The organism is Streptomyces liliifuscus, from assembly GCF_016598615.1.
GTDB classification, from domain to species: domain Bacteria; phylum Actinomycetota; class Actinomycetes; order Streptomycetales; family Streptomycetaceae; genus Streptomyces; species Streptomyces liliifuscus.
In genome coordinates this window covers 9913839-9938979 of sequence record NZ_CP066831.1, presented here as the reverse complement: position 1 = coordinate 9938979, position 25141 = coordinate 9913839, and the positions used below count along the sequence as shown (strand labels likewise).

At 69.9% G+C, this 25141-nt stretch carries 20 protein-coding genes and 1 pseudogene; 7 read left to right on the top strand and 14 right to left on the bottom strand.

Annotation, left to right across the window (positions count from 1 at the left end; all coding sequences use genetic code 11):
* Nucleotides 1-5 precede the first annotated feature (5 nt).
* Nucleotides 6-1193 carry a flavin-dependent monooxygenase gene (locus tag JEQ17_RS43350; RefSeq protein WP_200400390.1) on the bottom strand — a complete coding sequence of 396 codons (1188 nt, stop codon included), beginning with the start codon at nucleotides 1191-1193 and terminating at the stop codon, nucleotides 6-8.
* Nucleotides 1194-1590: 397 nt separating this feature from the next.
* On the opposite strand from JEQ17_RS43350, the gene rho reads away from it, so the two are divergent.
* Entirely contained in the window at nucleotides 1591-2733 is a 1143-nt protein-coding gene (gene rho, locus JEQ17_RS43345; protein WP_234048587.1) for a transcription termination factor Rho, read from the top strand.
* A gap of 125 nt (nucleotides 2734-2858) precedes the next feature.
* A pseudogene (locus JEQ17_RS43340) lies at nucleotides 2859-3701 on the top strand (D-alanyl-D-alanine carboxypeptidase family protein); the annotation flags it as partial.
* 59 nt (nucleotides 3702-3760) lie between these two features.
* Here JEQ17_RS43340 and JEQ17_RS43335 read toward each other — a convergent pair.
* The 11 genes from JEQ17_RS43335 to JEQ17_RS43285 all read right to left on the bottom strand — a co-directional run bounded on the left by JEQ17_RS43335 (nucleotide 3761) and on the right by JEQ17_RS43285 (nucleotide 15058).
* Entirely contained in the window at nucleotides 3761-5161 is a 1401-nt protein-coding gene (locus JEQ17_RS43335) for a glycosyltransferase 87 family protein (protein WP_234048586.1), read from the bottom strand.
* A complete protein-coding gene (mptB, locus tag JEQ17_RS43330) occupies nucleotides 5158-6564 on the bottom strand; it encodes a polyprenol phosphomannose-dependent alpha 1,6 mannosyltransferase MptB (protein ID WP_200400387.1) in 1407 nt (468 codons plus the stop codon). The genes JEQ17_RS43335 and mptB overlap by 4 nt, the downstream gene beginning before the upstream one ends.
* Nucleotides 6565-6695: 131 nt before the next feature.
* Entirely contained in the window at nucleotides 6696-7628 is a 933-nt protein-coding gene (locus JEQ17_RS43325; protein ID WP_200400386.1) for a glutaminase, read from the bottom strand.
* A 367-nt stretch (nucleotides 7629-7995) separates the two neighbouring features.
* Nucleotides 7996-9393: an aspartate ammonia-lyase gene (gene aspA, locus JEQ17_RS43320; RefSeq protein WP_200400385.1), complete on the bottom strand. Its 1398-nt coding sequence runs from the start codon at nucleotides 9391-9393 to the stop codon at nucleotides 7996-7998.
* An 80-nt stretch (nucleotides 9394-9473) separates the two neighbouring features.
* Nucleotides 9474-10511 (bottom strand): asparaginase, encoded by a 1038-nt coding sequence (locus JEQ17_RS43315; RefSeq protein ID WP_200400384.1) that lies wholly within the window; start codon nucleotides 10509-10511, stop codon nucleotides 9474-9476.
* Complete coding sequence (locus JEQ17_RS43310) at nucleotides 10508-11959, bottom strand: amino acid permease (protein WP_200400383.1); 1452 nt, start codon at nucleotides 11957-11959, stop codon at nucleotides 10508-10510. Before JEQ17_RS43310 ends, JEQ17_RS43315 begins: the two co-directional genes overlap by 4 nt.
* Nucleotides 11956-12699, bottom strand: a complete 744-nt coding sequence (locus JEQ17_RS43305) for a FadR/GntR family transcriptional regulator (RefSeq protein WP_200400382.1) — start codon at nucleotides 12697-12699, stop codon at nucleotides 11956-11958. The genes JEQ17_RS43310 and JEQ17_RS43305 overlap by 4 nt, the downstream gene beginning before the upstream one ends.
* A gap of 87 nt (nucleotides 12700-12786) precedes the next feature.
* A complete protein-coding gene (locus JEQ17_RS43300) occupies nucleotides 12787-13617 on the bottom strand; it encodes an undecaprenyl-diphosphate phosphatase (protein ID WP_200400381.1) in 831 nt (276 codons plus the stop codon).
* Nucleotides 13618-13729: 112 nt separating this feature from the next.
* Entirely contained in the window at nucleotides 13730-14104 is a 375-nt protein-coding gene (gene crcB / locus JEQ17_RS43295) for a fluoride efflux transporter CrcB (RefSeq protein WP_200400380.1), read from the bottom strand.
* Between the two features lie 31 nt (nucleotides 14105-14135).
* A complete protein-coding gene (gene crcB / locus JEQ17_RS43290) occupies nucleotides 14136-14612 on the bottom strand; it encodes a fluoride efflux transporter CrcB (RefSeq protein WP_200400379.1) in 477 nt (158 codons plus the stop codon).
* A 50-nt stretch (nucleotides 14613-14662) separates the two neighbouring features.
* A complete protein-coding gene (locus JEQ17_RS43285) occupies nucleotides 14663-15058 on the bottom strand; it encodes a nuclear transport factor 2 family protein (RefSeq protein ID WP_200400378.1) in 396 nt (131 codons plus the stop codon).
* Nucleotides 15059-15172: 114 nt separating this feature from the next.
* On the opposite strand from JEQ17_RS43285, the gene JEQ17_RS43280 reads away from it, so the two are divergent.
* Complete coding sequence (locus tag JEQ17_RS43280; protein ID WP_200400377.1) at nucleotides 15173-16684, top strand: AMP-binding protein; 1512 nt, start codon at nucleotides 15173-15175, stop codon at nucleotides 16682-16684.
* A 70-nt stretch (nucleotides 16685-16754) separates the two neighbouring features.
* Here JEQ17_RS43280 and JEQ17_RS43275 read toward each other — a convergent pair whose 3' ends face one another.
* On the bottom strand, nucleotides 16755-18323 hold the full coding sequence (locus JEQ17_RS43275; RefSeq protein WP_200400376.1) for a glycoside hydrolase family 53 protein: 1569 nt from the start codon (nucleotides 18321-18323) through the stop codon (nucleotides 16755-16757).
* A 300-nt stretch (nucleotides 18324-18623) separates the two neighbouring features.
* Nucleotides 18624-20645 carry a beta-galactosidase gene (locus tag JEQ17_RS43270; protein ID WP_200400375.1) on the bottom strand — a complete coding sequence of 674 codons (2022 nt, stop codon included), beginning with the start codon at nucleotides 20643-20645 and terminating at the stop codon, nucleotides 18624-18626.
* A 311-nt stretch (nucleotides 20646-20956) separates the two neighbouring features.
* On the opposite strand from JEQ17_RS43270, the gene JEQ17_RS43265 reads away from it, so the two are divergent.
* Genes JEQ17_RS43265 through JEQ17_RS43250 form a run of 4 tightly spaced genes read left to right on the top strand, consistent with a single transcriptional unit; the run spans nucleotide 20957 to nucleotide 25129 of the window.
* Entirely contained in the window at nucleotides 20957-22279 is a 1323-nt protein-coding gene (locus JEQ17_RS43265) for an ABC transporter substrate-binding protein (RefSeq protein WP_200400374.1), read from the top strand.
* Nucleotides 22276-23199 carry a carbohydrate ABC transporter permease gene (locus tag JEQ17_RS43260; RefSeq protein WP_200400373.1) on the top strand — a complete coding sequence of 308 codons (924 nt, stop codon included), beginning with the start codon at nucleotides 22276-22278 and terminating at the stop codon, nucleotides 23197-23199. Before JEQ17_RS43265 ends, JEQ17_RS43260 begins: the two co-directional genes overlap by 4 nt.
* Nucleotides 23196-24101 carry a carbohydrate ABC transporter permease gene (locus tag JEQ17_RS43255; RefSeq protein ID WP_200400372.1) on the top strand — a complete coding sequence of 302 codons (906 nt, stop codon included), beginning with the start codon at nucleotides 23196-23198 and terminating at the stop codon, nucleotides 24099-24101. The genes JEQ17_RS43260 and JEQ17_RS43255 overlap by 4 nt, the downstream gene beginning before the upstream one ends.
* Nucleotides 24098-25129, top strand: coding sequence for a LacI family DNA-binding transcriptional regulator (locus JEQ17_RS43250; RefSeq protein WP_200400371.1), 1032 nt, complete (start codon nucleotides 24098-24100; stop codon nucleotides 25127-25129). The genes JEQ17_RS43255 and JEQ17_RS43250 overlap by 4 nt, the downstream gene beginning before the upstream one ends.
* Nucleotides 25130-25141 lie beyond the last annotated feature (12 nt).

Below are 25141 nucleotides of genomic sequence, written 5' to 3'. Positions count from 1 at the left end.
GACCGTCACAGGAAGGGGGTGCCCGGGTCCACTCCCGACAGGACGCGGCCGTAGATCTCCAGGTTGGTGGCCGGGTTGACGAAGGAGTGCACGGACAGTGCGTTCATGTCGCGGGCGATGCGCTGCATGGGCACCTCCTGCTGGAGCGATGAGGCACCGGCGGCGGAGGCGAGCAGATCGACGGCCTCCTTGCAGAGGCGGGTCAGATAGCCGCTCTCGGCCCGGATCCTGGCCCGCTCGCGCAGGGTGTACGGGGAGCCGTCGCGGGCCTTGGTCTCGATCTCGTCGGTCAGTCGGGCGGCCACCAGCTCGGCGCTGGAGATCCTCATCTGCGCCTCGGCCGCCTGGAGATGCGTGACGGTGGCCTCGTTCTGCCGCTCGTAGAAGGTGTACGTGATGCCGCGCCGGTGGATGCGCTCGCCGAACTCCGTCATCGCCGCCCGGGCCAGGCCCAGTGCCACCGGCGCTGCCCAGGCGCAGAACAGCAGCAGCACGGGCATCCGGTAGAAGGGGTCGTCCGCGTTGGCCTTCGACGGGATCTGTCCGGCGAGCATCGGACCGACCGGAAGCACGCGATGGGCGGGGACGGGAATGTCCCGGGCCACGACGGTGTTACTCCCAGTACCGGCGAGACCTGTGACATGCCAGTCGTCCAGGATCTCCAGCTCGGCCATCGGCACCGCGGCCCAGACCATCTCGGGCGGCCCTTCCGGCGGCGAACCGTCGGCGGGCGTGACCGCGGCCGTCAGCAGATGCCAGTCCGCGTGATGACAGCCGGTCGCGAAGGCCGAGGCGCCGTCCACCCGATACCCCCCGTCGTACGGCACCGCCGTGGCGCCGGGGACGAGCGTGCCGCCGATCCTCGCGTCGGGACCGCTCGGGCCGGTGAAGAAGTCGTCCTGCGCCTCGTCGGGGAAGAGCGCCGCGATGTACGAGACCCCCGCCTGACTCAGTGTCATCCACGCCGTGGAGCCGCACTCGACGGCGATCTCCGCGAAGGCGTCGACCTGTGTGCGCAGCGGAGTCTGGTAACCGCCGTAACGGCGAGGGACGTTCATCCGGTGGATGCCGGTGCCGGTCAGCGCGGCGACGACCTCGTCGGGCACGCGCCGTTCCCGCTCGGCCCGCAGCGCGTTCCGCCGGATCAACGGCCGCAGTTCCCTTACGCGTTCGACGATCCCGGCATCGACCATGCCGACCACCGTGACGCGAGGCATCTCCCGTGTCAACGCCCTGGGATCCGGCCATCCGGCCCTCGCCGGAGGGAGTAGTGCTACAGTGCCATCAGCACTTGTGTACGCCCCTTTCTCGGGCGCCGGTGCTGAAATACCTCTCATCCAGCTGATCAGCCCGTCCCTTCCGACCGGCGAAGCAGCTTCTCCGCACCACCTCTCCTCGTACAGGCACAACGCGTGCGAGTCGTGCGACTCCTACGCCGTGTCCGGTCACGGGGCTTCGCGTCCGCCGTCACGGCGTGGCACGGCACGAGAGGTGATGTCTCCGCCGCCGGGGTGTGTCCATACCGCCCCCGATCCGGCCTCTCCCCCATCCCACATGACCACAAGAACCGTCCGCGAAAGGACAACCACCATGACCACCACACTCGAACGCCCGCCCACTCCCGTCACCCAGGAGCAGGCCACCGGCGTACTCGACATCACCTCGAACGGGCAGGGCCACCTGCGGGCCCAGAGCCTGCTTCCCGGGCCCTCCGACCTTCAGGTCTCCGCCGCGCTGATCCACCGACACGGACTGCGCAAGGGCGACCTCGTCGAAGGCGTACGCGGCAAGCAGCGAGCCCTCACCGAGGTCCAGCGGGTCAACGGCCTGCCGGCAGCGCAACTGCGTGGCCGCCCGCACTTCCATGACCTGACCCCGCTGCACCCGTGTGAGCGGCTGCACCTCGAACACCCGGCGGGCGGTGCGACCACCCGTCTCATCGACCTGGTCGCGCCGATCGGCAAGGGCCAGCGCGGCCTGATCGTCGCCCCGCCCAAGACCGGCAAGACCGTGCTGCTCCAGCAGCTGGCCGCCGCCGTCGCCGGCAACCACCCCGAGGCCCACCTGATGGTGGTACTCCTCGACGAGCGGCCCGAGGAGGTCACCGACATGCGCCGTTCCGTACGGGGTGAGGTGCTCGCCTCCACCTTCGACCAGGCTCCCAAGCAGCACATCGCGCTCGCCGAGCTGGCCGTGGAGCGCGCCAAGCGGCTGGTCGAGGCCGGCCAGGACGTCGTGATCCTGCTCGACTCGCTCACCCGGCTGTGCCGGGCGCACAACAACGCGGCCGCCACCAGTGGCCGCACCCTCAGCGGCGGTGTCGACGCGGCCGCGCTGCACGGGCCCAAGCGGTTCTTCGGGGCCGCGCGCCTCACCGAGGAGGCCGGCTCGCTCACCATCATCGCCACCGCCCTCGTGGAGACCGGCTCCCGCGCAGACGACTACTACTTCGAGGAGCTCAAGAGCACCGGCAACATGGAGCTCCGCCTGGACCGCAATCTCGCGTCCCGACGGATCTTCCCCGCCGTCGACATCACCCCGTCCGGCACCCGCCGCGAGGAACTCCTCGTCCCGGCCGCCGAGTTGGGGGCCGTACGAGGTCTGCGGCGCGCCCTGCTCTCCCGCGGGGACCCGCAGGCCGGGCTTGAGACGCTCCTGGACAAGCTGCGCCGGACCCCGGACAACGCGACGTTCCTGCGGCAGGTCCAGCCGACCGTGCCCACGGGCCAGTAGAGGTGGACCTCGCGGGCCCGCCCCGGACCTGGCAGGCCCCGGAACGCTGCGGCATCCGGGTGCTCGATGCCGCCGCCCGGCCCGGGCAGCCGGGGATGTGACCTGCGCGTTCCTAGGTTGGCGGTATGACAATCGGATTTCCTTCGCGTGCGGCCGTCTGCTGCTCCGCCGCCTGTGTGGTGGGTGCGCTGGCCTTCGCGCCGAAAACGGCCGCCGCCCACGACGGAGCCGCCCCGGCCACTCCCCATGTCTCCGCGTCGAAACCCGCCACCGCGCGGCCCTCGACGCTGGACCGGCCCGGGACCCAGGTAAGGCCCCGGGCCGGGGCGCCCAAGGTGCCCCAGGACGTCTCCGCCCGGTCGTGGGTGGTGGCCGACGCCGAGACCGGCGAGGTGCTCGCGGCGCACAACGCCCATCTCAAGCTGCCGCCCGCCAGCACGTTGAAGACCCTCTTCGCACTGACCGTGCTGCCGGTGCTGCCCGCGGCGGTCCGGCACACCGTCACGGCGGAGGAACTGGCGGGCGTCGGCCCCGGCAGCAGCCGGGTCGGCATCGCCGAGGGCCGTACCTACAGCGCCGCCGACCTGTGGCGGGGCGTCTTCCTGAACTCCGGCAACGACGCCGTGCACGTACTGGCCGAGATGAACGGCGGCTGGCGCAGCACGGCCGCCCAGATGCAGGCCAAGGCCCGGTCCCTGGGCGCCCGCGACACGCGGGTCGTCTCGCCCGACGGGTACGACACGCCGGGGCAGGTGTCGTCCGCGTACGACCTGGCCGTCTTCGGGCGGGCCGGGCTGCGCAACGCGGACTTCGCGCGGTACGCCGCCACCGTCCGCGCCAAGTTCCCGGCCGGCGGTTGGTCGTTCGAGATCCAGAACACCAACCGGCTGCTCACCGGCGCCGACGGGGTCGCGCCCTATCGGGGGCTCGTCGGCGTCAAGAACGGCTACACCTCCCAGGCGGGCAACACGCTCGTCGCCGCCGCGCGCCGGGACGGGCGCACCCTCGTCGTCACGGTGATGGACCCTCAGGCGGGCGGCGGATTCACCGTGTACGAGGAGGCGCGCTCGCTGCTCGACTGGGGCTTCGGGGCCGCCGGGCGTGTCGAACCGGTGGGCTCGCTGCTGCCGCCGCGCCGCGTGTCCACGGCGGGCCCGGCGGCAGTGCCCGCGGTCACGACGGGCGAGGACGCCTCGGCCGACTGGCTGGCGGAGGCGGGGACCCTCGCGGGCGCCGCGGGACTGGGCGCGGGCGCCGTGTCACTGGTCCTGCGTTTCCACGGCGGGCGGTTCAGCCGTGCCTGACCGACGGGCAGCCCGAGGAGCAGGCCGAGGGTGATCCACACATAGGTGTTGCTGCCGACGAAGCCGTCGATGCCGGACGCGTCGTCGAACCACAGCCACACCACACTGCTGCACAGCAGGACGTACAGGCCCCCGGCGATCCACAGCAGCCGTCTGCGCCGGAGCCCCTCCCCGAACAGGATCGCGAGCGACGGCAGCAGCCAGACGAGGTGATGCACCCAGGTGATCGGGCTGAGGAGACAGGCGGCGAGCCCGGTGAGGGCGAAGGCGCCGAGGACGTCGTCCGCCGCCAGCGCCCGGCGCGCGCGCCACACCCACACGCCGAGCACGACCAGCGCCGCCAACGCCCAGGCGGCGCGGCTCGGTTCGGCGGGGTCGGCGAGCCGGGCCAGTACGCCTTGCAGCGACTGGTTGGAGACGTAGTCGAGACGGCCGATGCGGGTGGTGTCCCAGACCGCCTCGGTCCAGTAGAAGCGGGAGGCGTCGGGCATGACCCAGGCCGCGAGCGCGGTGGCTGCCGCGGCGACGCCCACCGCGGTTCCGGCGGCCCGCCGACGTCCGGCGAGGAGCAGCAGGACGATGAAGATCGCGGGCGTCAGCTTGATCGCGGCGGCGAGCCCGATCCCGACGCCGGCCCAGCGCGCACGGCCCGTCGACAGCAGCCAGGCGTCGCCGAGGACGAGAGCCAACAGCACGAGGTTGACCTGGCCGAAGCTGAAGGTGTCGCGGACCGGTTCGAGAAGGGCGAGCAGACAGACCGTGACGGCGAGGCCGAACCAGCCGTGCCGGCGCAGCCTCTCCCCCGCCAGGACGTGCAGGACGAAGGCCGTCGCGGCGAGGTTGAGCACCAGGCCCACGGCGATCGCGGCGTGCAGGGCGAGCAGCGCCATCGGCAGCATGCTGACCGCGGCGAACGGCGGATACGTGAAGCCGTACTCCGTCCCCGGCACCCGGTAGTCGTAGACGCTGCCGCCGTGGTGGATCCAGGCGTCGACGGCCCCGTGGTAGACCCGCAGGTCGAACCAGTCCCGAAGGAGCGGCACGGTCGCGGTGAAGACGGCCACCGCGGTTGCCAGGGCGAGCACGAGGAGCAGCCGCCCGCGATCCGTACCGGTCAGCCTCATGCGGTCCGCCCCAGGACGGGAGCGGTCGTCGTCTGGTGGGCCTGCCAGAGCACGACCAGCGCGAGCATCCCGCCGGACACCGCCAGGGCCAGCTGCTCGGCATCGGGCGGACCGCCGCTCGGCAGGACCGCGAGCGCGAGGGCTCCGCTCACGGCGGCGACGCGGTGGCGTACGGATGTGCTGGGCGCGGCCGCGGCGATGAGGAACAGCCCCCACAGCGCGTACCAGGGGCGGATGGCCGGGCCGAGCACGGCCACCGTCGCCAGGCTGAGGCCCAGCGCGTAGACCGGGCTGAGGCGGGGGCGGCGCAGCCATATGACGAGTACGGCGACCGCTGTGGCCGCGAGTCCGAGGGCGTGCCAGGCGGGCAGTGCGAAGCGCGCGAGATCGCTGCCCAGGCCTTGGAGAAGGGCACCGGTGGCACGGCCGAGAACGCTCGTGGGCGACAGGTTCTCCGGCGACACGGGCGTCTTGAGGGCGCCTATCCACCCGTATCCCGTACCGGCGGCGGCCGTTGCCGCGACGGTGGTGGCCGCTGCGGCGGCCGCCGTCGTGGCGATGGCTCTCCCCATGCTGCGGCCGGCCCGCACCTGGAGGGCCACGACGGCCGCGAGGCCGAGCAGGGCGGGGACCTTGACGAGGGCCGCGAGCGTGACGAGCACCGCGCCCAGGACGGGCCACCGGCCGAGCGCCGCCACCAGTCCCGCGCCCAGCAGGCCGAGCATGATGGCGTCGTTGTGCGCTCCGGCGACGAGGTGCAGCAGCACGAGCGGGTTGAGCGCGCCGAGCCACAGCGCGGCGGCCGGATCCGCGCCGCTGTGCCTGGCCAGCCTCGGCAGCGCGGCCGCCATCAGCGCCACGCCGAGCAGCGCGACGACCCGCATGCCGAACAGGCCGGCGGGCACCTCGCCGCGGGTCAGCCCGGACAGCGCGGAGGACACCGCGAGGAAGACCGGTCCGTACGGTGTCGCGGTCCGCTGCCACACGGGTGCGACCTCGTCCGCGAGTGGTCCGCCGAGTATGGCCGGGCCGTGCGTGTAGACGTCGATGTGCGCGTCGACCATCGCGCCCTGTGCGAGATAGCTGTAGACGTCACGGCTGAACAGCGGCGGCGCGAGGAGCAACGGCGTGGCCCACACGGCGAGTACGACCAGCAGCGCTCGCGGACTCGGTGGCTCGGGCCCTCGGATCACGCGCCCCAGCAGACCCCAGGCCGCTATGAGCAGCACCACTCCGAAGTACACGCCGACCAGCCCGAGCGCCGCCCGTCCCGACGCGAGGGCCGGCAACTCCCTTACGGGCAGTGCCCCGGCCGTCTCGCCTCCCAGCGCGAGGACGACCGAGCCCGTGAGCCCGAGCAGTTGACAGCGACGCAGATCGACGGAGAAACCCTTGGCCAACACTCGGTCAGCGTGTCAACGCGGGGTGGCCGGAAAGCGACACGTCTCCCTCTGAGCGGCAGCCGCAGCATGTCCGCCGTGTTACCGGGCGGCGGCCGTCGCTTCGGTGCCGGCGGACGTTCCCCTCGAACCGGCTAGAACACGGACACGCCCGTGAGGGTCGTGAAGCGGTCCAGGGCTGTTACTCCCGCCACCGAGTTGCCCCGCTCGTCCAGGCCGGGGCTCCAGACGCAGAGCGTGCAGCGGCCGGGGACGACGGCGATGATGCCGCCGCCGACGCCGCTCTTGCCGGGCAGGCCCACGCGGTAGGCGAAGTCGCCCGCCGCGTCGTACGTGCCGCAGGTGAGCATGATCGCGTTGACCTGTTTGGACTGGCTCTGGGTCAGCAGGCGGGTGCCGTCGGAGCGGATGCCGTGGCGGGCGAGGAAGCCGGTGGCGAGGGCGAGGTCCGCGCAGGAGGCCTCGATGGAGCACTGGTGGAAATACTGGTCCAGGAGGACGGGGACCTGGTTCTCGATGTTCCCGTACGACGCCATGAAGTGGCCCAGTGCGGCGTTGCGGTCGCCTCGGGTGGCCTCGGAGGCGGCGACGTCCTTGTTGATGGCGAGCTGGTCGTTGCCGCTCTCCGCGCGCAGGAAGTCGAGGAGTGTGCGCGCCGCGTCGCCGGTTCGGGTGTGGAGGCGGTCGGTGACGACGAGGGCGCCGGCGTTGATGAACGGGTTGCGGGGGATGCCGTTCTCGTACTCCAGCTGTACGAGGGAGTTGAAGGGGTTGCCGGAGGGTTCGCGGCCTACGTGTTCCCAGAGTTCGTCGCCCTCGCGGGCCAGGTCGAGGGCGAGGGTGAAGACCTTGGTGATGGACTGCGTCGAGAAGGGCTGGCGCCAGTCGCCGACGCCGTACACCGTGCCGTCCAGTTCTGCGACCGCCATGCCGAAGCTGTGCGGGTCGCATGCCGCGAGCGCCGGGATGTAGTCGGCGGGGCGGCCGCGGTCGGGGGCGGCCGCGATCTCTTCGGCGATTCGCTGCAGGACCGGTTGGAAGGTCAGGGGCGAGCTCATGATCACCATTGTGACGCCGGTTCGTGTGTGGGTGCGGGTTGGGTGGGGCTGGTCGCGCCGTTCCTCGCGCCCCTGAAAGATGCGCCTCCCGTGTGTCGTCGGGTCGGGGCCGCGACGGGGCATCCGATCGCAGCTGTGTCATCCCCTGTTCTATTGGGTGCCCTCGGGAGGTCGTGCTGCGATCGGAAACCCCGACACGACCCCTTCGGCCGGGGGGCGACTGCCGCTGGGTGGGGGCGTGCCCCTTCAGGGGCGCGGGGAACTGCGCAATCTTTTGGCTTTTAGGGGCGCGGGGAACGGCGCGGGCTTTTAGGGGCGCGGGGAACTGCGCGAACAGCCACCGCCGAGCCGCACCCGTACACGGACCCCCGCCCCCTCAGCCTGTCTGGGAGCCCGCCAGGACCTCGGGGCGAAGCAGCGCCGCCAGGCGGTCCGGTGGGAGCAGGCCCTTTTCCAGGACCAGTTCGGCGACGCCGCGCCCGGTCGCGAGGGCCTCCTTCGCGATGTCCGTCGCGGCCGTATAGCCGATGTGGGGGTTCAGCGCGGTGACCAGGCCGATCGAGTTCTCCACGGTCACCCGCAGCGCCTCGGTGTTCGCCGTGATTCCGGCGACGCACCGCTCGGCCAGCGTCATGCAGGCCGCCCGCAGATGCGTCAGGCTCTCGGACAGCGAGTGGAGAATGATCGGCTCGAACGCGTTCAGCTGGAGCTGCCCGGCCTCCGCCGCCATGGTGATCGTCACGTCGTTGCCGATCACCTCGAAGGCGACCTGGTTGACGACCTCGGGAATCACCGGATTCACCTTGCCGGGCATGATGCTCGAACCGGCCTGCACGGGCGGCAGGTTGATCTCGTTCAACCCGGCTCGCGGCCCGGACGACAGCAGCCGCAGGTCGTTGCAGCTCTTGGAGAGTTTTACGGCGATCCGCTTCAGCACTCCGGACATCTGGACGAACGCCCCGCAGTCCTGGGTCGCCTCGACCAGGTTCGCCGCCGTCACCAGGGGAAGGCCGGTGATGTCGGCGAGGTGCCGGCGCGCCGCCTCGGCGTACCCGGCGGGCGCGTTGAGCCCGGTGCCGATCGCCGTCGCACCCAGGTTGATCTCGTGGATCAGCTCGACGGCCTCGGCGAGCCGGCTGCGGTCCTCGTCCAGCATCACCGCGTACGCCGAGAACTCCTGCCCTAGCGTCATCGGCACGGCGTCCTGCAACTGCGTACGCCCCATCTTGAGGACGTCGCGGAACTCCAACGCCTTGGCCGCGAAGGCGTCCTGCAGCACGGACATCGCCTTGAGCAGCTCGCGTACCGCGAACACCGTGGCGACCTTGACGGCCGTCGGGTAGACGTCGTTGGTCGACTGCCCGAGGTTGACGTCCTCGTTCGGGTGCAGGAACTCGTACTCGCCCTTGGCGTGACCGAGAAGCTCCAACGCCCGGTTGGCGACCACCTCGTTGGCGTTCATGTTGGTCGAGGTGCCGGCCCCTCCCTGGATGACGTCCACGACGAACTGGTCGTGCAGTTTCCCGTCCCGGATCTCCCGGCAGGCCGCCACGATCGCGGCCGCCTTCCGGGGCTCCAGCAGCCCGAGGTCCTCGTTGGCGCGGGCGGCGGCCTCCTTGACCGCTGCGAGCGCCTCGATCAGGTGCGGGTACGCGGAGATCGGCATCCCCGTGATGGGGAAGTTCTCCTTGGCACGCAGGGAGTGGACCCCCCAGTACGCCTCGGCCGGGACGTCACGGTCGCCGAGCAGGTCGTGCTCACTGCGGACGGTCATGTCGGTGCGGTTCTTCCTTCTGGAGAGGGTGGGGAGGCGAGGCTGTGCACGTCGCGCGTCCGGCGGATTCGTTGGGTTCCTCAGGACGCCGGAGGCCCTGCGATCGGGTCGAGTGCCCGGGCCGGGCGGATGCTTCCGACCACCGTGCCGCCGCCGAGGAGCGGCGCCCCGGCGAACTCGGTGAGCGCGGACGGGTCTACGCCGCAGCGGGCGAGTGCCGCCGCGGTGACCGGTACGCGGGCCCGGTCGGCGCCGTCCGCGATCTTCACGGCGACGGCCCGGCCGTCGGGGAGCGCGGCTACCTGTACGCCCTCGAAGCCGTCCTTGGTGAGCAGGCCGGGTACGGCCCGCATCAGCGCGGCGACGTCGCGGCCGGTGCCGGACGCCATCTCGGCGTGCTCGCGCATCGCGTCGGCGACCCGTGCCTCGGGGGTGCCGGGCGGGGCCGTCGTGATCCGGGCGGCGGCGCGGGCGAGCCCGTGCAGCGAGACGGAGAACAGCGGGGCACCGCAGCCGTCGACCGTGACCTGGGCGATGGCCTGGCCGGTCAGGTCCTCGACGATCTCCGCGATCGCCTGCTGGAGCGGATGCGCGGGGTCGAGGTAGTCGTCGAGCGACCAGCCGTTCAGGCGTGCGGTGTAGAGCATCGCCGCGTGCTTGCCGGAGCAGTTCTGCGCGAGCCGGGAGGGCAGTCGGCCGGCGCGGATCCAGTCCTCGCGGACGACCGGGTCGTAGGGCAGGTCCGTGACGTTGCGCAGATCGTCCTCGGCGAGTCCGGCGAGCTCAAGGATCCGCCGGGTGCCGGCGAGATGGCGCTCCTCGCCGGAGTGGCTCGCGGCGGCCAGCGAGAGCAGGTCGCCGTCGAGCGGCAGCCCGGCGCGCAGCATCGCCACGGCCTGCACCGGCTTGAGGGCCGAGCGGGGGTAGAAGGCCGCCTCGATGTCACCGATCTGCAGTTCCACGCTTCCGTCGGCGGCCAGCACGACCACCGAACCGTAGTGGATGCCTTCGATGACTCCGCCGCGTACGAGATGGGCCACGGGTGCGTGGAGCGGTTCTCTGATGGAGGGCGCCGCGGCGAGGGAGCACCCGTAGTCGGCGAGGGCGCCGGGGGTCATGCGTCCACCTCGGGCTTTCGTATCGATTCGACCCGGCGGCGTACGCCGTACCAGCCGGCGACCAGTGCCGCCACGATCAGCGGCAGGCAGAGGACCGTGGTGCGGCCCGCTCCTCCGTCGGCGTACATGAGGACCAGTACCGAGGCGAGGAAGAAGAGGGTCACGAGCTCGGTCCAGGGCGAGCCCGGGAGGCGGTAGCTCGGGCGGTCCAGCTCGCCGTCCTCCGTCTTCCGCCAGAACTGCAGATGACAGATCATGATCATGCCCCAGGTGGCGAGGATGCCGATCGCCGCGAAGTTCAGCACGATCTCGAACGCGTCGGCGGGGACGACGAAGTTGAGTCCGACGCCGAGTACACAGATACCGCTGGTCAGCAGGATTCCGCCGTACGGGACCTGGCTGCGGCTCATCACCGAGGTGAACTTCGGCGCCGAGCCCGACATCGACATGGAGCGCAGGATGCGGCCGGTCGAGTAGAGCCCGGAGTTGAGGCTGGACATGGCGGCGGTCATCACGACGAGGTTCATCACGCCGCCCGCGGCCGGGATGCCGATGTTGGAGAGCACGGTGACGAACGGGCTCTCTCCGGAGGTGTACTTGTTCCAGGGCAGCAGCATCGACAGCAGCAGGACCGAGCCGACGTAGAAGAGACCGACGCGCCACATGATCGAGTTGATGGCCTTCGGCATGATCTTCTCGGGGTTCTCGGTCTCGCCCGCCGCGACGCCCACCAGCTCGACGGAGGCGTAGGCGAAGACAACACCCTGGACGATCAGGAGCATCGGCAGAAGGCCGTTGGGGAAGAGGCCGCCGTTGTCCGTGATCAGCGAGGGGCCGGGGGTGGTCCCGTCCACGGGGTTCTGGGTGACCAGCAGGAAGATGCCGATCAGCATGAAGGCGACGAGCGCGCCGACTTTGATGATCGCGAACCAGAACTCCAGCTCGCCGAAGATCTTCACGGAGATGAGGTTCACGGTCAGCACGACCGCGAGTGCGATGAGGGCGATCACCCACTGCGGGACGTCGGAGAACATCCCCCAGTAGTGGGTGTAGGTGGCGACCGCGGTGATGTCGGCGATGCCGGTGGTCGCCCAGTTCAGGAAGTACATCCAGCCCGCGGTGTACGCGCCCTTCTCGCCCAGGAACTCCCGGGCGTACGACACGAAGGCCCCGGATGAGGGCCGGTAGAGGACGAGTTCGCCGAGGGCGCGGACGACCAGGAAGGCGAAGACACCGCAGACGGCGTACGCGATGAAGAGCGAGGGTCCGGCGTCGGCGAGGCGGCCTCCGGCGCCGAGGAAGAGACCGGTGCCGATGGCCCCGCCGATGGCGATCATGTTGACGTGCCGGGACTTCAGGGACTTGCTGTATCCCGCGTCACCGGCGTCGACATGAACGGCGGCTTTCCGTGTCTGCCCTGTCTCTTTTTCGAGGGACTGCTCGCTCACGCCTTTGGTCCGCCTTCCGTGGGGGTGTCCGCGCCGTCCGTGTGCTCGGAGCGCACGATCGCGGTGAGGGTCGTCTCGACGCGGTCGAGGTGATGTGCCATCGCCTCGGTCGCGTCGTGTGCGCTGCCGTCGACCAGGGCCTCGACGATGGCGCGGTGTTCGCGGTTGGACTGCTCGCGGCGGCCCCCGAGCTCGTTCAGGAACGCCGACTGGCGGGCCAGTGCGTCCCGGATCTCCTCGATCACCCGGCGGAAGACCGGGTTCTGGGCGGCCTGTGCCACGGCGAGATGGAAGAGCGTGTCCATGGCCACCCACGCGGTGGTGTCGGTCTCGCGCTCCATCCGCTCCAGCAGGTGGGCCAGGTGGTCGAGGTCCTCGGGGGTGCGGCGCGCCGCCGCGTATCCGGCCACGGGGATCTCGACGTGCCGCCGGACCTCCAGCAGGTCGCTGGCCGCGTAATCGCCGAACGTGGGGTCCTCGACGGGTCCGTTGGACAGCACGAAAGTGCCCTTGCCGGTCCGGGACACGGTCAGGCCCATCGTCTGCAGGGCCCGGAGCGCCTCCCGCAGCACGGGCCGGCTGACCTCAAGACGTCGGCACAGCTCCGCCTCGGAGGGCAGCTTGTCCCCCACGGCGTACTCACCGCGCTCGATGGCACCACGAAGGTGCCCGAGCACCGCTTCCATGGCGCTGATACGCCTCGGCACCGAGCCAGCTGTCTGGCTGTCTGACAGGTTCACGGGGGTGATCCTGGGGGGAACGGGAGGTGACTGTCAAGGGAGGGCCGGGGCGTGAGACCGGCTCGCGGGCCCCGCCCGCCCGGACGATCAGAGGACGCCGGCGCCCAACAGTCCGAACAGCGACAACCCGATGATGATCCGGTAGATCACGAATGCGTTGAACGAGTGCTTCGACACGAACCTCAGCAGCCACGCGATCGAGGCGTACGCCACCAGGAAGGACACCGCTGTCCCCACGGCCAGTGGGAGGGCGCCCGTGCCCGCGCCCAGGGCGTCCTTGAGTTCGTAGAGGCCTGCGCCGGTGAGGGCCGGGATGCCGAGGAAGAAGGAGAGGCGGGTGGCGGCGACTCGGTCGAGGTCGAGGAGCAGGGCGGTGGACATGGTGGCGCCCGAGCGTGAGAAGCCGGGGAAGAGCAGGGCCAGGATCTGTGAACTGCCCACCAGCATCGCGTCCTTGAACGAGGTGTCGTCCTCGCCACGCTTGTGCCGGCCCATCTGGTCCGCCGCCCACATCACGCCACTGCCGACGATCAGGGAGCCCGCGACCACCCAGAGCGAGGCGAGCGGGCCTTCGATCAGCGGCTTGGCGGCCAGGCCGACGGCCACGATCGGGATCGTCGCGCAGATCACCCACCAGGCGAACCTGTAGTCGTGGTGGTAGCGCTCTTCGCGGTCCCGCAGGCCCCGGAACCAGGCCGAGACGATCCGCACGATGTCCTTGACGAAGTAGACGAGCACCGCGGCGATGGCACCGACCTGGATGACGGCGGAGAAGCCGACGACGGCGTTGTCGTCGACGGGGATGCCCATGAGCCCCTCGGTGATCTTGAGATGGCCGGTGGAGGAGACGGGAAGGAACTCGGTCACCCCCTCGACGGCTCCGAGGACGACGGCCTGACCGACGGAGATGGCGCTCATGGGATCCAGTTCTGCTGGGCGGACGTGCGGACGACTGCCGCGGCACGGGCGGGCAGCCGTACGTCGGCCGCGGCGGAGCCAGTCCTACTACGCCCAGGTGTGACCTCAGGGGCTACGCCCAGAGGGCCTCGGCCACCGAAACACCCGCAAACGCCGCACCGAGTCCCACGACGACGCTCGCGATCACGTTGGCGGCGGCGTAGAGACGGGCGCCGTCCTCGGTCAGCCGCAGGGTCTCGTACGAGAACGTCGAGTACGTGGTGAGCGCTCCGCACAGGCCGGTGCCGAGCAGCAGCTGGAGGTGCGAGGAGGCCGCTCCGGCCACGGCAGCGCCGGTGAGGAGGCCCAGGATCAGACAGCCGACGACGTTCACCGCGAAGGTGCCCCAGGGGAAGACCGTGTCGTGCCGGGACTGCACCGCGCGGTCGGTGAGATAGCGCAGCGGCGCACCGACCATGCCACCGACGATCACCAACACCCAGTTCACAACGACTTCTTACCCTTCCCGCCCGTGGGGTTCATCGGCGCCGCCGCCACTCCAGGATCCGGCGCGTGGCCGTCACCGCGAGCCAGACCGCCGCGAGCGCCGCCAACAGGGTCGCGGCGAGATAGGCGAGGCCGGTGCGGGGATGGCCCGTGTCGACGAGTCTCTGGATGTCGACGGCGTACGTCGAGAACGTGGTGAAGCCGCCGAGCACTCCGGTGCCGAAGAACGGGCGTACCAGCCGGTGGGCCGCCCACACCTCGGTGATCACGACCATGAAGGCGCCGATCACGAAACAACCGACGACGTTGACCCAGAACGTGGTCCACGGGAAGCCGCCCGTGTGTGTGGGCCAGAGGAGCGCGGCCCCGTAGCGCGCCGAGGCCCCGAGCGCGCCGCCGACCGAGACCGCCGCCACGGCCGGCCCCTGCCCCCGCCAGACCGAAGGCCGTCGGCCGGACGCGCGCCGTTCCGCAGGTTCGTCCACGGTCTCGGAATCGGGGGCGGTCATGGGCGTATGTCTCCTGGTCGTGGCAGGAGATCAGGCTAAACCCCGACTCGTCAGGACGCGCCCGACGCCTCCTTCTCGACGGCCTCGAACCGGGCCGCCATCGCGGCCTGGAGTGCCTGGGCCGCCGACAGCGGGCGGACCATGACGGTGAGCTCGTCGATGCGGCCGTCCTCGTCGAAGTGCAGGATGTCGCAGCCCTGGAGTGCGCGGTCGCCCACTCGCGCCTCGAAGACGAGGACGAGGTCCCGGCCGTCCGGGTTCGCGATCTCGCGGATGTAGTGGAAGTCCTCGAAGACCTCGATGACCGCGCCCAGGATCGCCGCGGTGATCGGCTTTCCGGCGTACGGCTTGAACACCACGGGGCTGGTGAACACGACGTCCTCGGCGAGCAGGTCGACGACGGCCGCGTGGTCGCCGTCCTCCACCGCCTTGCGGAAGGGATTCATCTGCCACCTCTTAGGTAACTAATTGATTAGCCACTTTGGACAGTAGTGGCCGCTGGTGGCATTGCGCAACGCCGGGGTAGGTACGTATGCATCACCGACCCCGGAGGTGCTGTCGTGTACTACCCGCTGACCGTCCGTGACTTCCTCGACCGCGCGGCCCATGTCTATCCGGACCGCGTCGCCGTCGTCGACGAACCGGAGCAGCCTGGGCCGAGCCTCGGCGAACCCACCTACCGGGAGCTGGCGGCGCTCGCCCGCGCCCAGGCCGCCAAACTCGACCAACTGGACGTACCCGTGGGCGGCAGGGTGGCGGTGATCTCGCAGAACTCGGCGCGGCTGCTCACCTCGTTCTTCGGTGTCTCCGGCTGGGGGCGCGTCCTGGTGCCGGTGAACTTCCGGCTGACGCAGCCGGAGATCGACTACATCGTCCGGCACTCCGGTGCCTCGGTGGTCTACGCGGACGCGTCCTGTGCGGACGTGCTCGACACGCTCGACGTCAAGCACAAGTTCGTACTCGGCGACGACGAGGATCTCTTCCTGCGCGACACGGAACCGCGGGAGTGGGCCGCACCGGACGAGAGCGCGACGGCCAGCGTCAACTACACGTCCGGAACGACCGCCCGCCCCAAGGGAGTTCAGCTCACCCACCGCAATCTGTGGCTCAACTCGACCGTGTTCGGGCTGCACACCACGATCAGCGACCGTGACGTCTACCTCCACACGCTCCCGATGTTCCACGCGAACGGCTGGGGCATGCCGTACGGCGTCACGGGCGTCGGCGGCCGGCACATCGTGCTCCGCCAGATCGACGGCGCCGAGATCCTGCGGCGCGTCGAGCGGCACGGCGTCACCCTGATGTGCGCGGCGCCCGCCGTCCTGAACGCCGTGCTCGACGCCGCCGCCGACTGGGAGGGCGAGATCCCCGGGCGCGACCGGGTCCGTATCGTCTGCGCGGGCGCGCCGCCGCCGACCCGCACGATCGAGCGTGTGATGGGCGAGCTGGGCTGGGAGTTCATCCAGATCTACGGCCTCACCGAGACCTCGCCGCTCGTCACGGTCAACCGCGGCCGACAGGAGTGGGACGACCTGGAGCCCACCGATCGTGCCCGGCGGCTCGGGCGGGCGGGGGTGCCCGCTCTCGGCGTACGCGTCGATGTGGACGTCGACGGTGAGGTGCTGACCGCGTCGAACCACAACCTGGACGGTTACTGGGACCAGCCCGAGGAGACCGCGAAGGCGCAGGCGGGCGGCTGGTTCCACACCGGGGACGGCGGATACCTCGACGACGAGGGCTACTTGGTGATCTCCGACCGCAAGAAGGACGTCATCATCTCGGGCGGCGAGAACGTCTCGTCGATCGAGGTGGAGGACGTGATCACCTCGCATCCGGCCGTGCGCGAGGTCGCGGTGATCGGGATTCCGGACGCCAAGTGGGGCGAGTTGGTGACCGCGCTCGTCGTGACGGACGGATCGGGCGTCACCGCCGAGGAGTTGATCGCGCACTGCCGTACGCGGCTGGCCGGGTTCAAGACGCCCAAGCGGGTCGACTTCGTGGAGTCGCTGCCGCGCACGGCGACGGGGAAGCTGCAGAAGTTCAAGCTGCGGGAGCCGTTCTGGCGGGAGTGAGGCCGCGAGCGGTGAGGGGGTGACGGAAGCGGGACCGCTTCCGTCACCCCCTCACCATGACTTCAGACCGTCACCGGTGGCTGAACCACGCCATCGCCGGCAGCGCCCTGTCGTCGTAGCCGAACAGGGCCTGGTTCTCCCAGCCGTTGCCGGAGGAGGGGTCCGTCGGGTCCCAGCCGTTGCCGGTGACCGCGGTCCAGGTGGACTCCCAGTAGAAGATGCCGAGGCCGCGGCCGTTCGGGACGGCCTCCACGATGCTCGCCATGTCCTTCATCCACTGCGTCTGGCCGGCGGTCGAGGCCGGGTAGCCGGCCACCAGCTCGCTGCTGAGATCGATGATGTTCTCGTGCGAGTCCTTGCTGTCCAACCGGAAGGGATAGGCCGTCTCGGCGAGGTACACCGGCTTGCCGTAGCGGGCCGCCGCGTCGTCCAGGGTCGTCTGGAAGTCGACGAGCGTGCCGTGCCAGTAGCCGTAGTAGGACAGCCCGATGACGTCGAACTTCACGCCGTTCGAGACCGCGCTGTCGAACCACCAGCGGGTGCCCGCCAGATCGCCGCCCTTGGCGAGGTGCAGCGCCACGGTGGTTCCGGAGTTGACCGCCTTGACCGCGTCGTAGCCGGAGTTGAGCAGCCCGGCGAGCTGCGACCAGTTCGAGGTGGAACCCTCGTTCCAGAGCATGCCGCCGTTGATCTCGTTGCCGACCTGGACCATGTCGGCCGTGGTGCCCTGCGCCTTCAGCGCGTTCAGCACGTCGTACGTGTGGTTGTAGACGTCGGTCCTCAACTGGCTGTACGAGTGTCCTGCCCAGGCGGCGGGCTTGGACTGGGCGCCCGGGTCGGCCCAGGTGTCCGAGTAGTGGAAGTCGACGAGGAGCTTCATGCCCTGCGCCTTGACGCGCTTGGCCGTCGCCAGGACGCGCGCCTTGTTGTTGTAGCCGTCGGCGGGGTTCACCCACACCTTGAGGCGGGCGTAGTTCTGCCCGGCGGACTTCAGGATGGCGAGCGCGTCACCGGTCGTGCCGGAACTGTTCTTGTAGACGCCGCCCTTGGCCTCGCTCTTGGCGAGCGACGACACGTCGGAGCCCTTGATGGGCAGGCCCGCCGTGCCGGAGGTGAACGTCAGATCGTCGACGTTGATCCAGTTGCCCGCCTTCGCATCGGAGTTGACGCTGATCGTGCACTGGTTGTTCGTCACGGCGACCGGGGTGACGATCCGTATCCAGCCGCTGGAAGAGACCGGGATGTCGGTGCGCTGTTCCGAACCGCCGCAGTTCTTCAGGGCGAGGTGGGCGGAGTTCTGGCCGCCGCCCGAGCGCACCCAGGCGGTGAGCTTGTAGTTGCCGTTGGTGAGGCCCGAGAGGTACTGGTACGTCTCCACCTTGTAGGCGGAGGCGGAATAGTGCGTCAGGCGGTAGCTGCCGCCGTGGCCGCCCGCTTCCGTGAAGGAGGCCGCGGTCTGGCCGCCCGCCGAGTAGGTCGACCAGCCGGTCGGGGTGGTGGTGCCTGTGCCGTTCGACTCGAAGCCCGCGTTGGTGAGGGTGCTTGCGGCGTGGGCGCTCTGCGGGGGCAGGGCGGTGAGGGCGAGGGCTGCTGCCAGCGGTAGCAGCAGGGCCTTGAGTGTGCGTCTGGGATGGAACATCGTCGTCCGTCGTCCCTTCGACGTGATGATGTGGATGTGCCCCGGAGGGGGCTGAGGGGGGTGGGGTTCTTCGCCCCCGCCGCCCCTGCCCGTTCCCGTCCCTTCCGGGGGCTCCGCCCCCAGACCCCCGCTGTCGGCCTGAACGGCCTCGTCCTCAAACGCCGGACGGGCTGAAGGTGTCGGCCCGGGCCGCAATGTATTCAGCCTCTCCGGCGTTTGAGGAGCGGGGGTTCGGGGGCGGAGCCCCTGAGTAAGGGACGGGAATGGGTAGGGGCGGCGGGGGCGAAAACAATGGGCCGATCAATCGTCGAGGCGCACAACCCGTACGGCCCCCGCCGGCACCGCGAGCCGCCCCGCCGCCCGCTCACCGGTGAGCAGCTCAGTGCCGTGCGCATCGAGCGCCACCTTCGCATCGACACCGGAGTGGTTGATCGCGAAGAGAAACACCCCCGACTCCCCCACCCGCCGCACCACTTCGACATCCCGAGGCAGATCCGCCCGCGGCGCGATCCGCGCATCATCGGCGGCCCAGCCGACAAGCGCGTCGAGCCCATGGGCCCCGAGCCGCGTGGACACGTACCAAGCGGACCCCTCACCGAGCCGGTGCCGGGTGACGGCCGGATGCCCCTCGGTGAGCCCGTCGCCGTACGTCCACACGGTCTCGGCACCGCGAGGCACGACGAACTCGGTCCAGACGTCCCCGGCGAGCTCGGATCCGTCGGGCCCGGTGATGCGGACCTGGTCGCCGGCGAGCAGCGGTGAGAACTCCTCGACCGTCAGGCCGAGTACATCCCGCAGCGGGCCGGGGTAGGGGCCGTCGTGCACGGCGTCGTGCTCGTCGACGATGCCGGAGAAGTACGAGACGACGAGGGTGCCGCCGTTCTCGACGTACTCCGTGAGGTTCTGTCCGGCAGCCTCGGTCATCAGGTAGAGGGCCGGTACGACGACAAGGGGATAGGCCGACAAGTCGGCTTCCGGGTGGGCGAAGTCGACGGTGAGGTGGCGGTCGTAGAGGGATTCGTAGAAGGCGTCGGCGCGCTCGCGCGGGTCGTGGTCCTCGCTGGGGCGCCACTGGAGGTTCTGCGCCCACCAGGAGTGCCAGTCCCACAGAACGGCGGCGTCGGCCTGGGTGCGGGTGCCGCGGACCGTGCTCAACGAGTCGACGGACGCGCCGAGTTCGACGACCTCTCGCCACACGCGCGAGTCCGTGCCCGCGTGCGGCAGCATCGCCGAGTGGAACTTCTCCGCGCCGCGCCGTGACTGCCGCCACTGGAAGAACATCGCGCCGTCGGAGCCGCGGGCCACATGGGCGAGGGAGTTGCGGGCCATCTGGCCGGGTGCCTTGGCGGGGTTGCGGGTCTGCCAGTTGACGCCCGAGGTGGAGTGTTCGAGCAGCAGCCAGGGGGCGCCGCCGGCGACGGAGCGGGTGAGGTCGGCGGCCATCGCAAGGTTCACATGCGTACGGCGGCCGTCGGTGATCAGGTAGTGGTCGTTGGTGACGAGGTCGACCTCGCGGCCCCAGGCCCAGTAGTCGACGGAGTCGCACTGGCTGAGGGCGGTCATGAAGTTGGTGGTGACGGGGATGCCGGGCGCGAGGCGGTGCAGGATGTCCCGCTCGGCGACGAAGTTCTCGCGCATGGTGTCGTCGGCGAACCGCTTGTAGTCGAGCGCCTGGGCCGGGTTGCCGACCGTCGGGGTCACCCGGGGCGGGTTGATCTGGTCGAGGTCCGCGTACCGCTGGCCCCAGAAGGCCGTGCCCCAGGCCGCATTAACCGCGTCGACCGTGCCGTACGTCCTGGCGAGCCAGCGGCGGAAGTGCGCGGCGCAGCTCTCGCAGTAGCAGGCCGAGACAGGGACGCCGTATTCGTTGTGGACGTGCCACATCGCGAGCGCCGGGTGGTCGGCGTACCGGGCGGCGAGCCTGGTGGTGATGTCGGCGGCGGCCGTGCGGTAGTGGGTGTTGCTGTGGCAGATGGCGCCGCGTGAGCCGAGCTCGTAGCGGGTGCCGTCCGCTGCCACGGGCAGTGCTTCGGGGTGCTCGCGGTAGAACCAGGCGGGCGGCGCCACCGTCGGCGTACCGAGGTCGGCGCGTATCCCGTTCTCGTGCAGCAGGTCGAGGAGCCGGTCGAGCCAGCCGAAGTCGTGGTTCCCGGGCTCGGGCTCCAGCAGCGCCCAGGAGAAGATCCCGACGCTGACCATCGTGACACCGGCCTCGCGCATCAGCCGGACGTCCTCGGGCCAGACGGATTCCGGCCACTGTTCGGGGTTGTAGTCCCCACCGAAGGCGAGCCTCGTGAGGCCCTTGGGGGTGGTCTCCGGCATGGATTGTCTCCCGGTCGATCGATCATTTGGGAACGTGCACACACAGTTCCAATGGCGCGGGGCCAACATAACCGCACAGCAACAACCATTGACAAGTGTCCTGGATGTTTCTCTACTGTGAACGCTCACAGAAGCAGCACCGGCGAGCCGGAGAGGCGCGCCGGTGTCGAGAGCGCGAGCGTGCGGAGGCCCGAAGGGCTGAGCACGGTCGCACCTTCGACACCGGCTGAAGCGCCCCGGAGGCGAGCCGCACAGGGAAAAAGGGGCAGGCCTCCGCAGCAGGCGGAGACCACGGTCAGGGAGACAGATCCATGCCACACACGAAGCTGCGTCGCCTCGTGACCATCTCGGTCGCTGTCACGCTCGGCGCCACCGCACTTGCCGCCTGCGGCTCCTCGGACGACAACGACAGCGAGGCCGACTCGGGGCCGGTCTCGCTGACGTACTGGTCCTGGACGCCGGGCATGGACAAGGTCGCCGACCTGTGGAACAACGGCCAGGGCAAGAAGGACCAGATCAAGGTCACGGTCAAGAAGCAGGCGTCCGGCGACACGCTGGTCACCAAGATCCTCACCGCGCACAAGGCCAAGAAGGCCCCGGACCTGGTCCAGGCCGAGTACCAGGCCCTGCCGACCCTGGTCAGCAATGACGCGCTCGCCGACATAGCCGGCGACGTCGACGGCGTGAAGGACAAGTTCGCCGAGGGCGTCTGGCAGCAGACCACGCTGGGCTCGGACGCGGTGTACGCGATCCCGCAGGACTCCGGGCCGATGATGTTCTACTACCGCCAGGACCTGTTCAAGAAGTACGGCCTCGAAGTCCCGGCGACCTGGGAGCAGTTCGCCGAGACCGCCCGCGCGCTGAAGAAGAAGTCGCCGGACACGGACCTGACCACGTTCTCCGCCAACGACTCCGGTCTCTTCGCCGGTCTCGCCCAGCAGGCGGGCGCCAAGTGGTGGACGACAGAGGGCCAGAAGTGGAAGGTCGGCATCGACGACGCGGCGACGCAGAAGGTCGCCGACTTCTGGGGCGGCCTCGTCAAGGAGGGCGCGATCGACAACCAGCCGATGTACACCCCGGCCTGGAACAAGGCGCTCAACACCGGCAAGCAGATCGCCTGGGTCAGCGCCGTCTGGGCGCCCGGCACCCTGACCACCGCCGCGCCCGACACCAAGGGCAAGTGGGCGATGGCTCCGCTGCCTCAGTGGTCGCAGAGCGAGGACGTCACGGGGAGCTGGGGCGGTTCGTCCACGGCCGTCACCACGGACTCCAAGCACAAGTCGGCCGCCGCGAAGTTCGCCGCCTGGCTGAACACGGACCCGGAGGCGCTGACCGCGCTCGCGAAGGAGGGCGGTATCTACCCGGCCGCCACGACCGCCCAGACCAGTGACGCGTTCACCGAGCCGCCGGCCTTCTTCTCGAACCAGACGGACTTCTACACCCAGGCCGCCGACATCGCGAAGACCGCCGCTCCCTCCGCGTGGGGCCCGAACGTGAACGTCGCGTACACCACGTTCAACGACGTGTTCGGCGCCGCCGCCAAGAACAAGTCGGACTTCGGAGCCGCCCTGAAGTCGATGCAGGGCGAAACCGTCGCCGACCTCAAGAAGCAGGGCTTCGAGGTCGCGGAGTGACGAGCGCACGCCGGAAGTCGTACGGGGTCAAGGGGGCCCCGTATGCCTTCCTTCTCCCCGCGACGATCCTGTTCGCCCTCTTCTTCGCGCTGCCCATCGGCTACGCGATGTGGCTCAGCCTGCACAAGGTCCAGGTCAAGGGTCTCGGCCTGGGCGCGGGCGCCCGCGAGGAGGTCTGGGCGGGCCTGGAGAACTACACCGACTCCCTCACCGACTCCCAGCTCCTCGACGGCGCCGTGCGTGTGCTCGGCTACGGCGCCATCGTGGTGCCGGTGATGCTCGGGCTCGCGCTGCTCTTCGCGCTGATGCTCGACACCGACCGGGTCCGCCTCGCACCGGTCACCCGGCTCGCGATCTTCCTCCCGTACGCCATTCCGGGTGTCGTCGCGGCGATGCTGTGGGGCTTTCTGTATCTGCCGGACGTCAGCCCCTTCTACTTCGTCCTCGACAGGCTGGGCATGCCGCAGCCGGACCTGCTGGACGGCGGGCCGCTGTATTTCGCGCTGTCCAACATCGCGGTGTGGGGCGGCACCGGCTTCAACATGATCGTCATCTACACCGCGCTGCAGTCCATCCCTGCCGAGGTGTACGAGGCGGCGAAGCTGGACGGCGCCACCCCGCTGCAGATCGCGATCAGGATCAAGATCCCGATGGTGGCGCCCTCGCTGGTGCTGACCTTCTTCTTCTCGATCATCGCGACGCTCCAGGTGTTCAGCGAGCCGACCACCCTCAAGCCCCTGACCAACTCCGTGTCCACGACCTGGAGTCCGCTGATGAAGGTGTACCAGGACGCCTTCGGCAAGGGTGACATCCACTCGGCGGCGGCGACCGCGGTGATCATCGCCATCGTCACGCTGGTCCTTTCCTTCGGCTTCCTGCGGGCCGCGAACTCCCGTAACAAGCAGGAGGCAGCACAGTGAGTTCTCTTGCCGTCCGCAAGGCGTCCCCGGCCGCGGGGACGACACCCGGCACCGCCCAGGGGCCGCCGCTGCGCCGCCGGATCGCCTTCGTCCCGACGGTGACACTGCTGATCGGCGCGATCTACTGTCTGCTGCCGGTGGCGTGGGTGGTGATCGCGGCGACCAAGTCGGGCAGCGAGCTGTTCTCGACGTTCACGTTCCTGCCGGGGACGGGCTTCGCCGACAACGTCACTGACCTGAACGCCTACCGCGACGGCATCTACTGGAAGTGGATGGCCAATTCCGCTCTCTACGCGGGCCTGGGCGCCGTCCTGTCGACCGTCGTCTCCGCGTTCAGCGGCTACGCCCTCGCGATCTACCGCTTCCGCGGCCGCGAGACCATTTTCAACATCCTGATGGCGGGCGTGCTGATGCCGCCGGTGATCCTCGCGATCCCGCAGTATCTGCTCATGGCCAAGGCCGACCTCACGGACTCGTACGCGTCCGTCCTGCTGCCGCTCGTCCTGTCCCCGTACGGCGTGTATCTCGCGCGGATCTACGCCGCCGCCGCCGTGCCGGGCGATGTCGTCGAGGCGGGGCGGATGGACGGGGCGAGCGAGCTGCGGATCTTCACCCGGATCGCGCTGCCGATGATGGTGCCCGGACTGGTGACGGTGTTCCTCTTCCAGTTCGTTGCGGTGTGGAACAACTTCCTGCTGCCGTACATCATGCTCAGCGACGACGAGAGGTTCCCGATCACCCTCGGTCTGTTCACCCTGCTCGAACAGGGATCCAACACCCCGGCCCTCTACACACTGGTGATCACCGGCGCGCTCCTCGCGGTCATTCCGCTCATCGCGCTGTTCCTGGTCATCCAGCGGTTCTGGAGCCTCGATCTGCTGTCGGGAGCCGTAAAGTCGTGACCATGAGCCAATCGGGGGGCCGGCGCAAACCGCCGACGATTCACGATGTCGCGCGCGAGGCGGGAGTCTCACGAGGGACCGTCTCGCGCGTGCTCAACGGCGGCCACTATGTGAGTCCCACGGCCCAGGAGGCGGTCAACGCCGCCATCCGCAGGACGGGTTACGTCGTGAACCGGCACGCCCGCTCACTGATCACCGGACGCTCGGACTCGATCGGCTTCCTCCTCACCGAGCCGCAGGAGAGGTTCTTCGAGGACCCCAACTTCAATGTCCTGCTGCGGGGTTGTACGCAGGCACTGGCGGCGCACGACATCCCGCTGCTGCTCATGCTCGCGGGCACCGAGGACGAGCGGCGGCGTATCACCCGGTACATCACGGCGGGTCATGTCGACGGGGTGCTGCTGGTCTCCAGCCACTCCGGCGACCCGGTCGCCGAGCAACTGCGCGAGGCGGGGGTGCCGCTGGTGATGTGCGGCAAGCCCATCGGCGTCGGTTCCAAGGTGAGCTACGTGGCCGCTGACGACCGGGACGGCGCCCGTGACATGGTGCGCCATCTGGTGTCGCTCGGCCGTCGCCGTATCGGCGTGGTGACAGGTCCCCTCGACACACCCGGCGGTGTGGAGCGGCTCGCGGGCTACCGGGAGGTGCTCGCCGAGACGGGCATCGACTTCGACGAGCGGCTCGTCGTGTCCGGTGACTACAGCCGGGCCAGCGGCGAGGCGGGCGCGGAACGGCTCCTGGCCCAGTGCCCGGACGTGGACGCCGTGTTCGTCGCGTCCGACCTGATGGCTCAGGGCGTACTCACCTCACTGGAACGGGCCGGTCGCCGCGTCCCGGAGGACGTCTCGGTGGGGGGCTTCGACGACTCCTCGGCCGCCCTGGCCGCACGGCCCCAGCTGACGACCATCCGGCAGCCCTACGACCGGATCAGCGCCGAGATGGTGCGGGTGCTGCTCGCACAGATCGGCGGGGAGGATCCGGCGGCGGTGATCCTGCCGACGGAACTGGTGAAGCGTCGGTCGACCTGAGGCCGGAGCGCT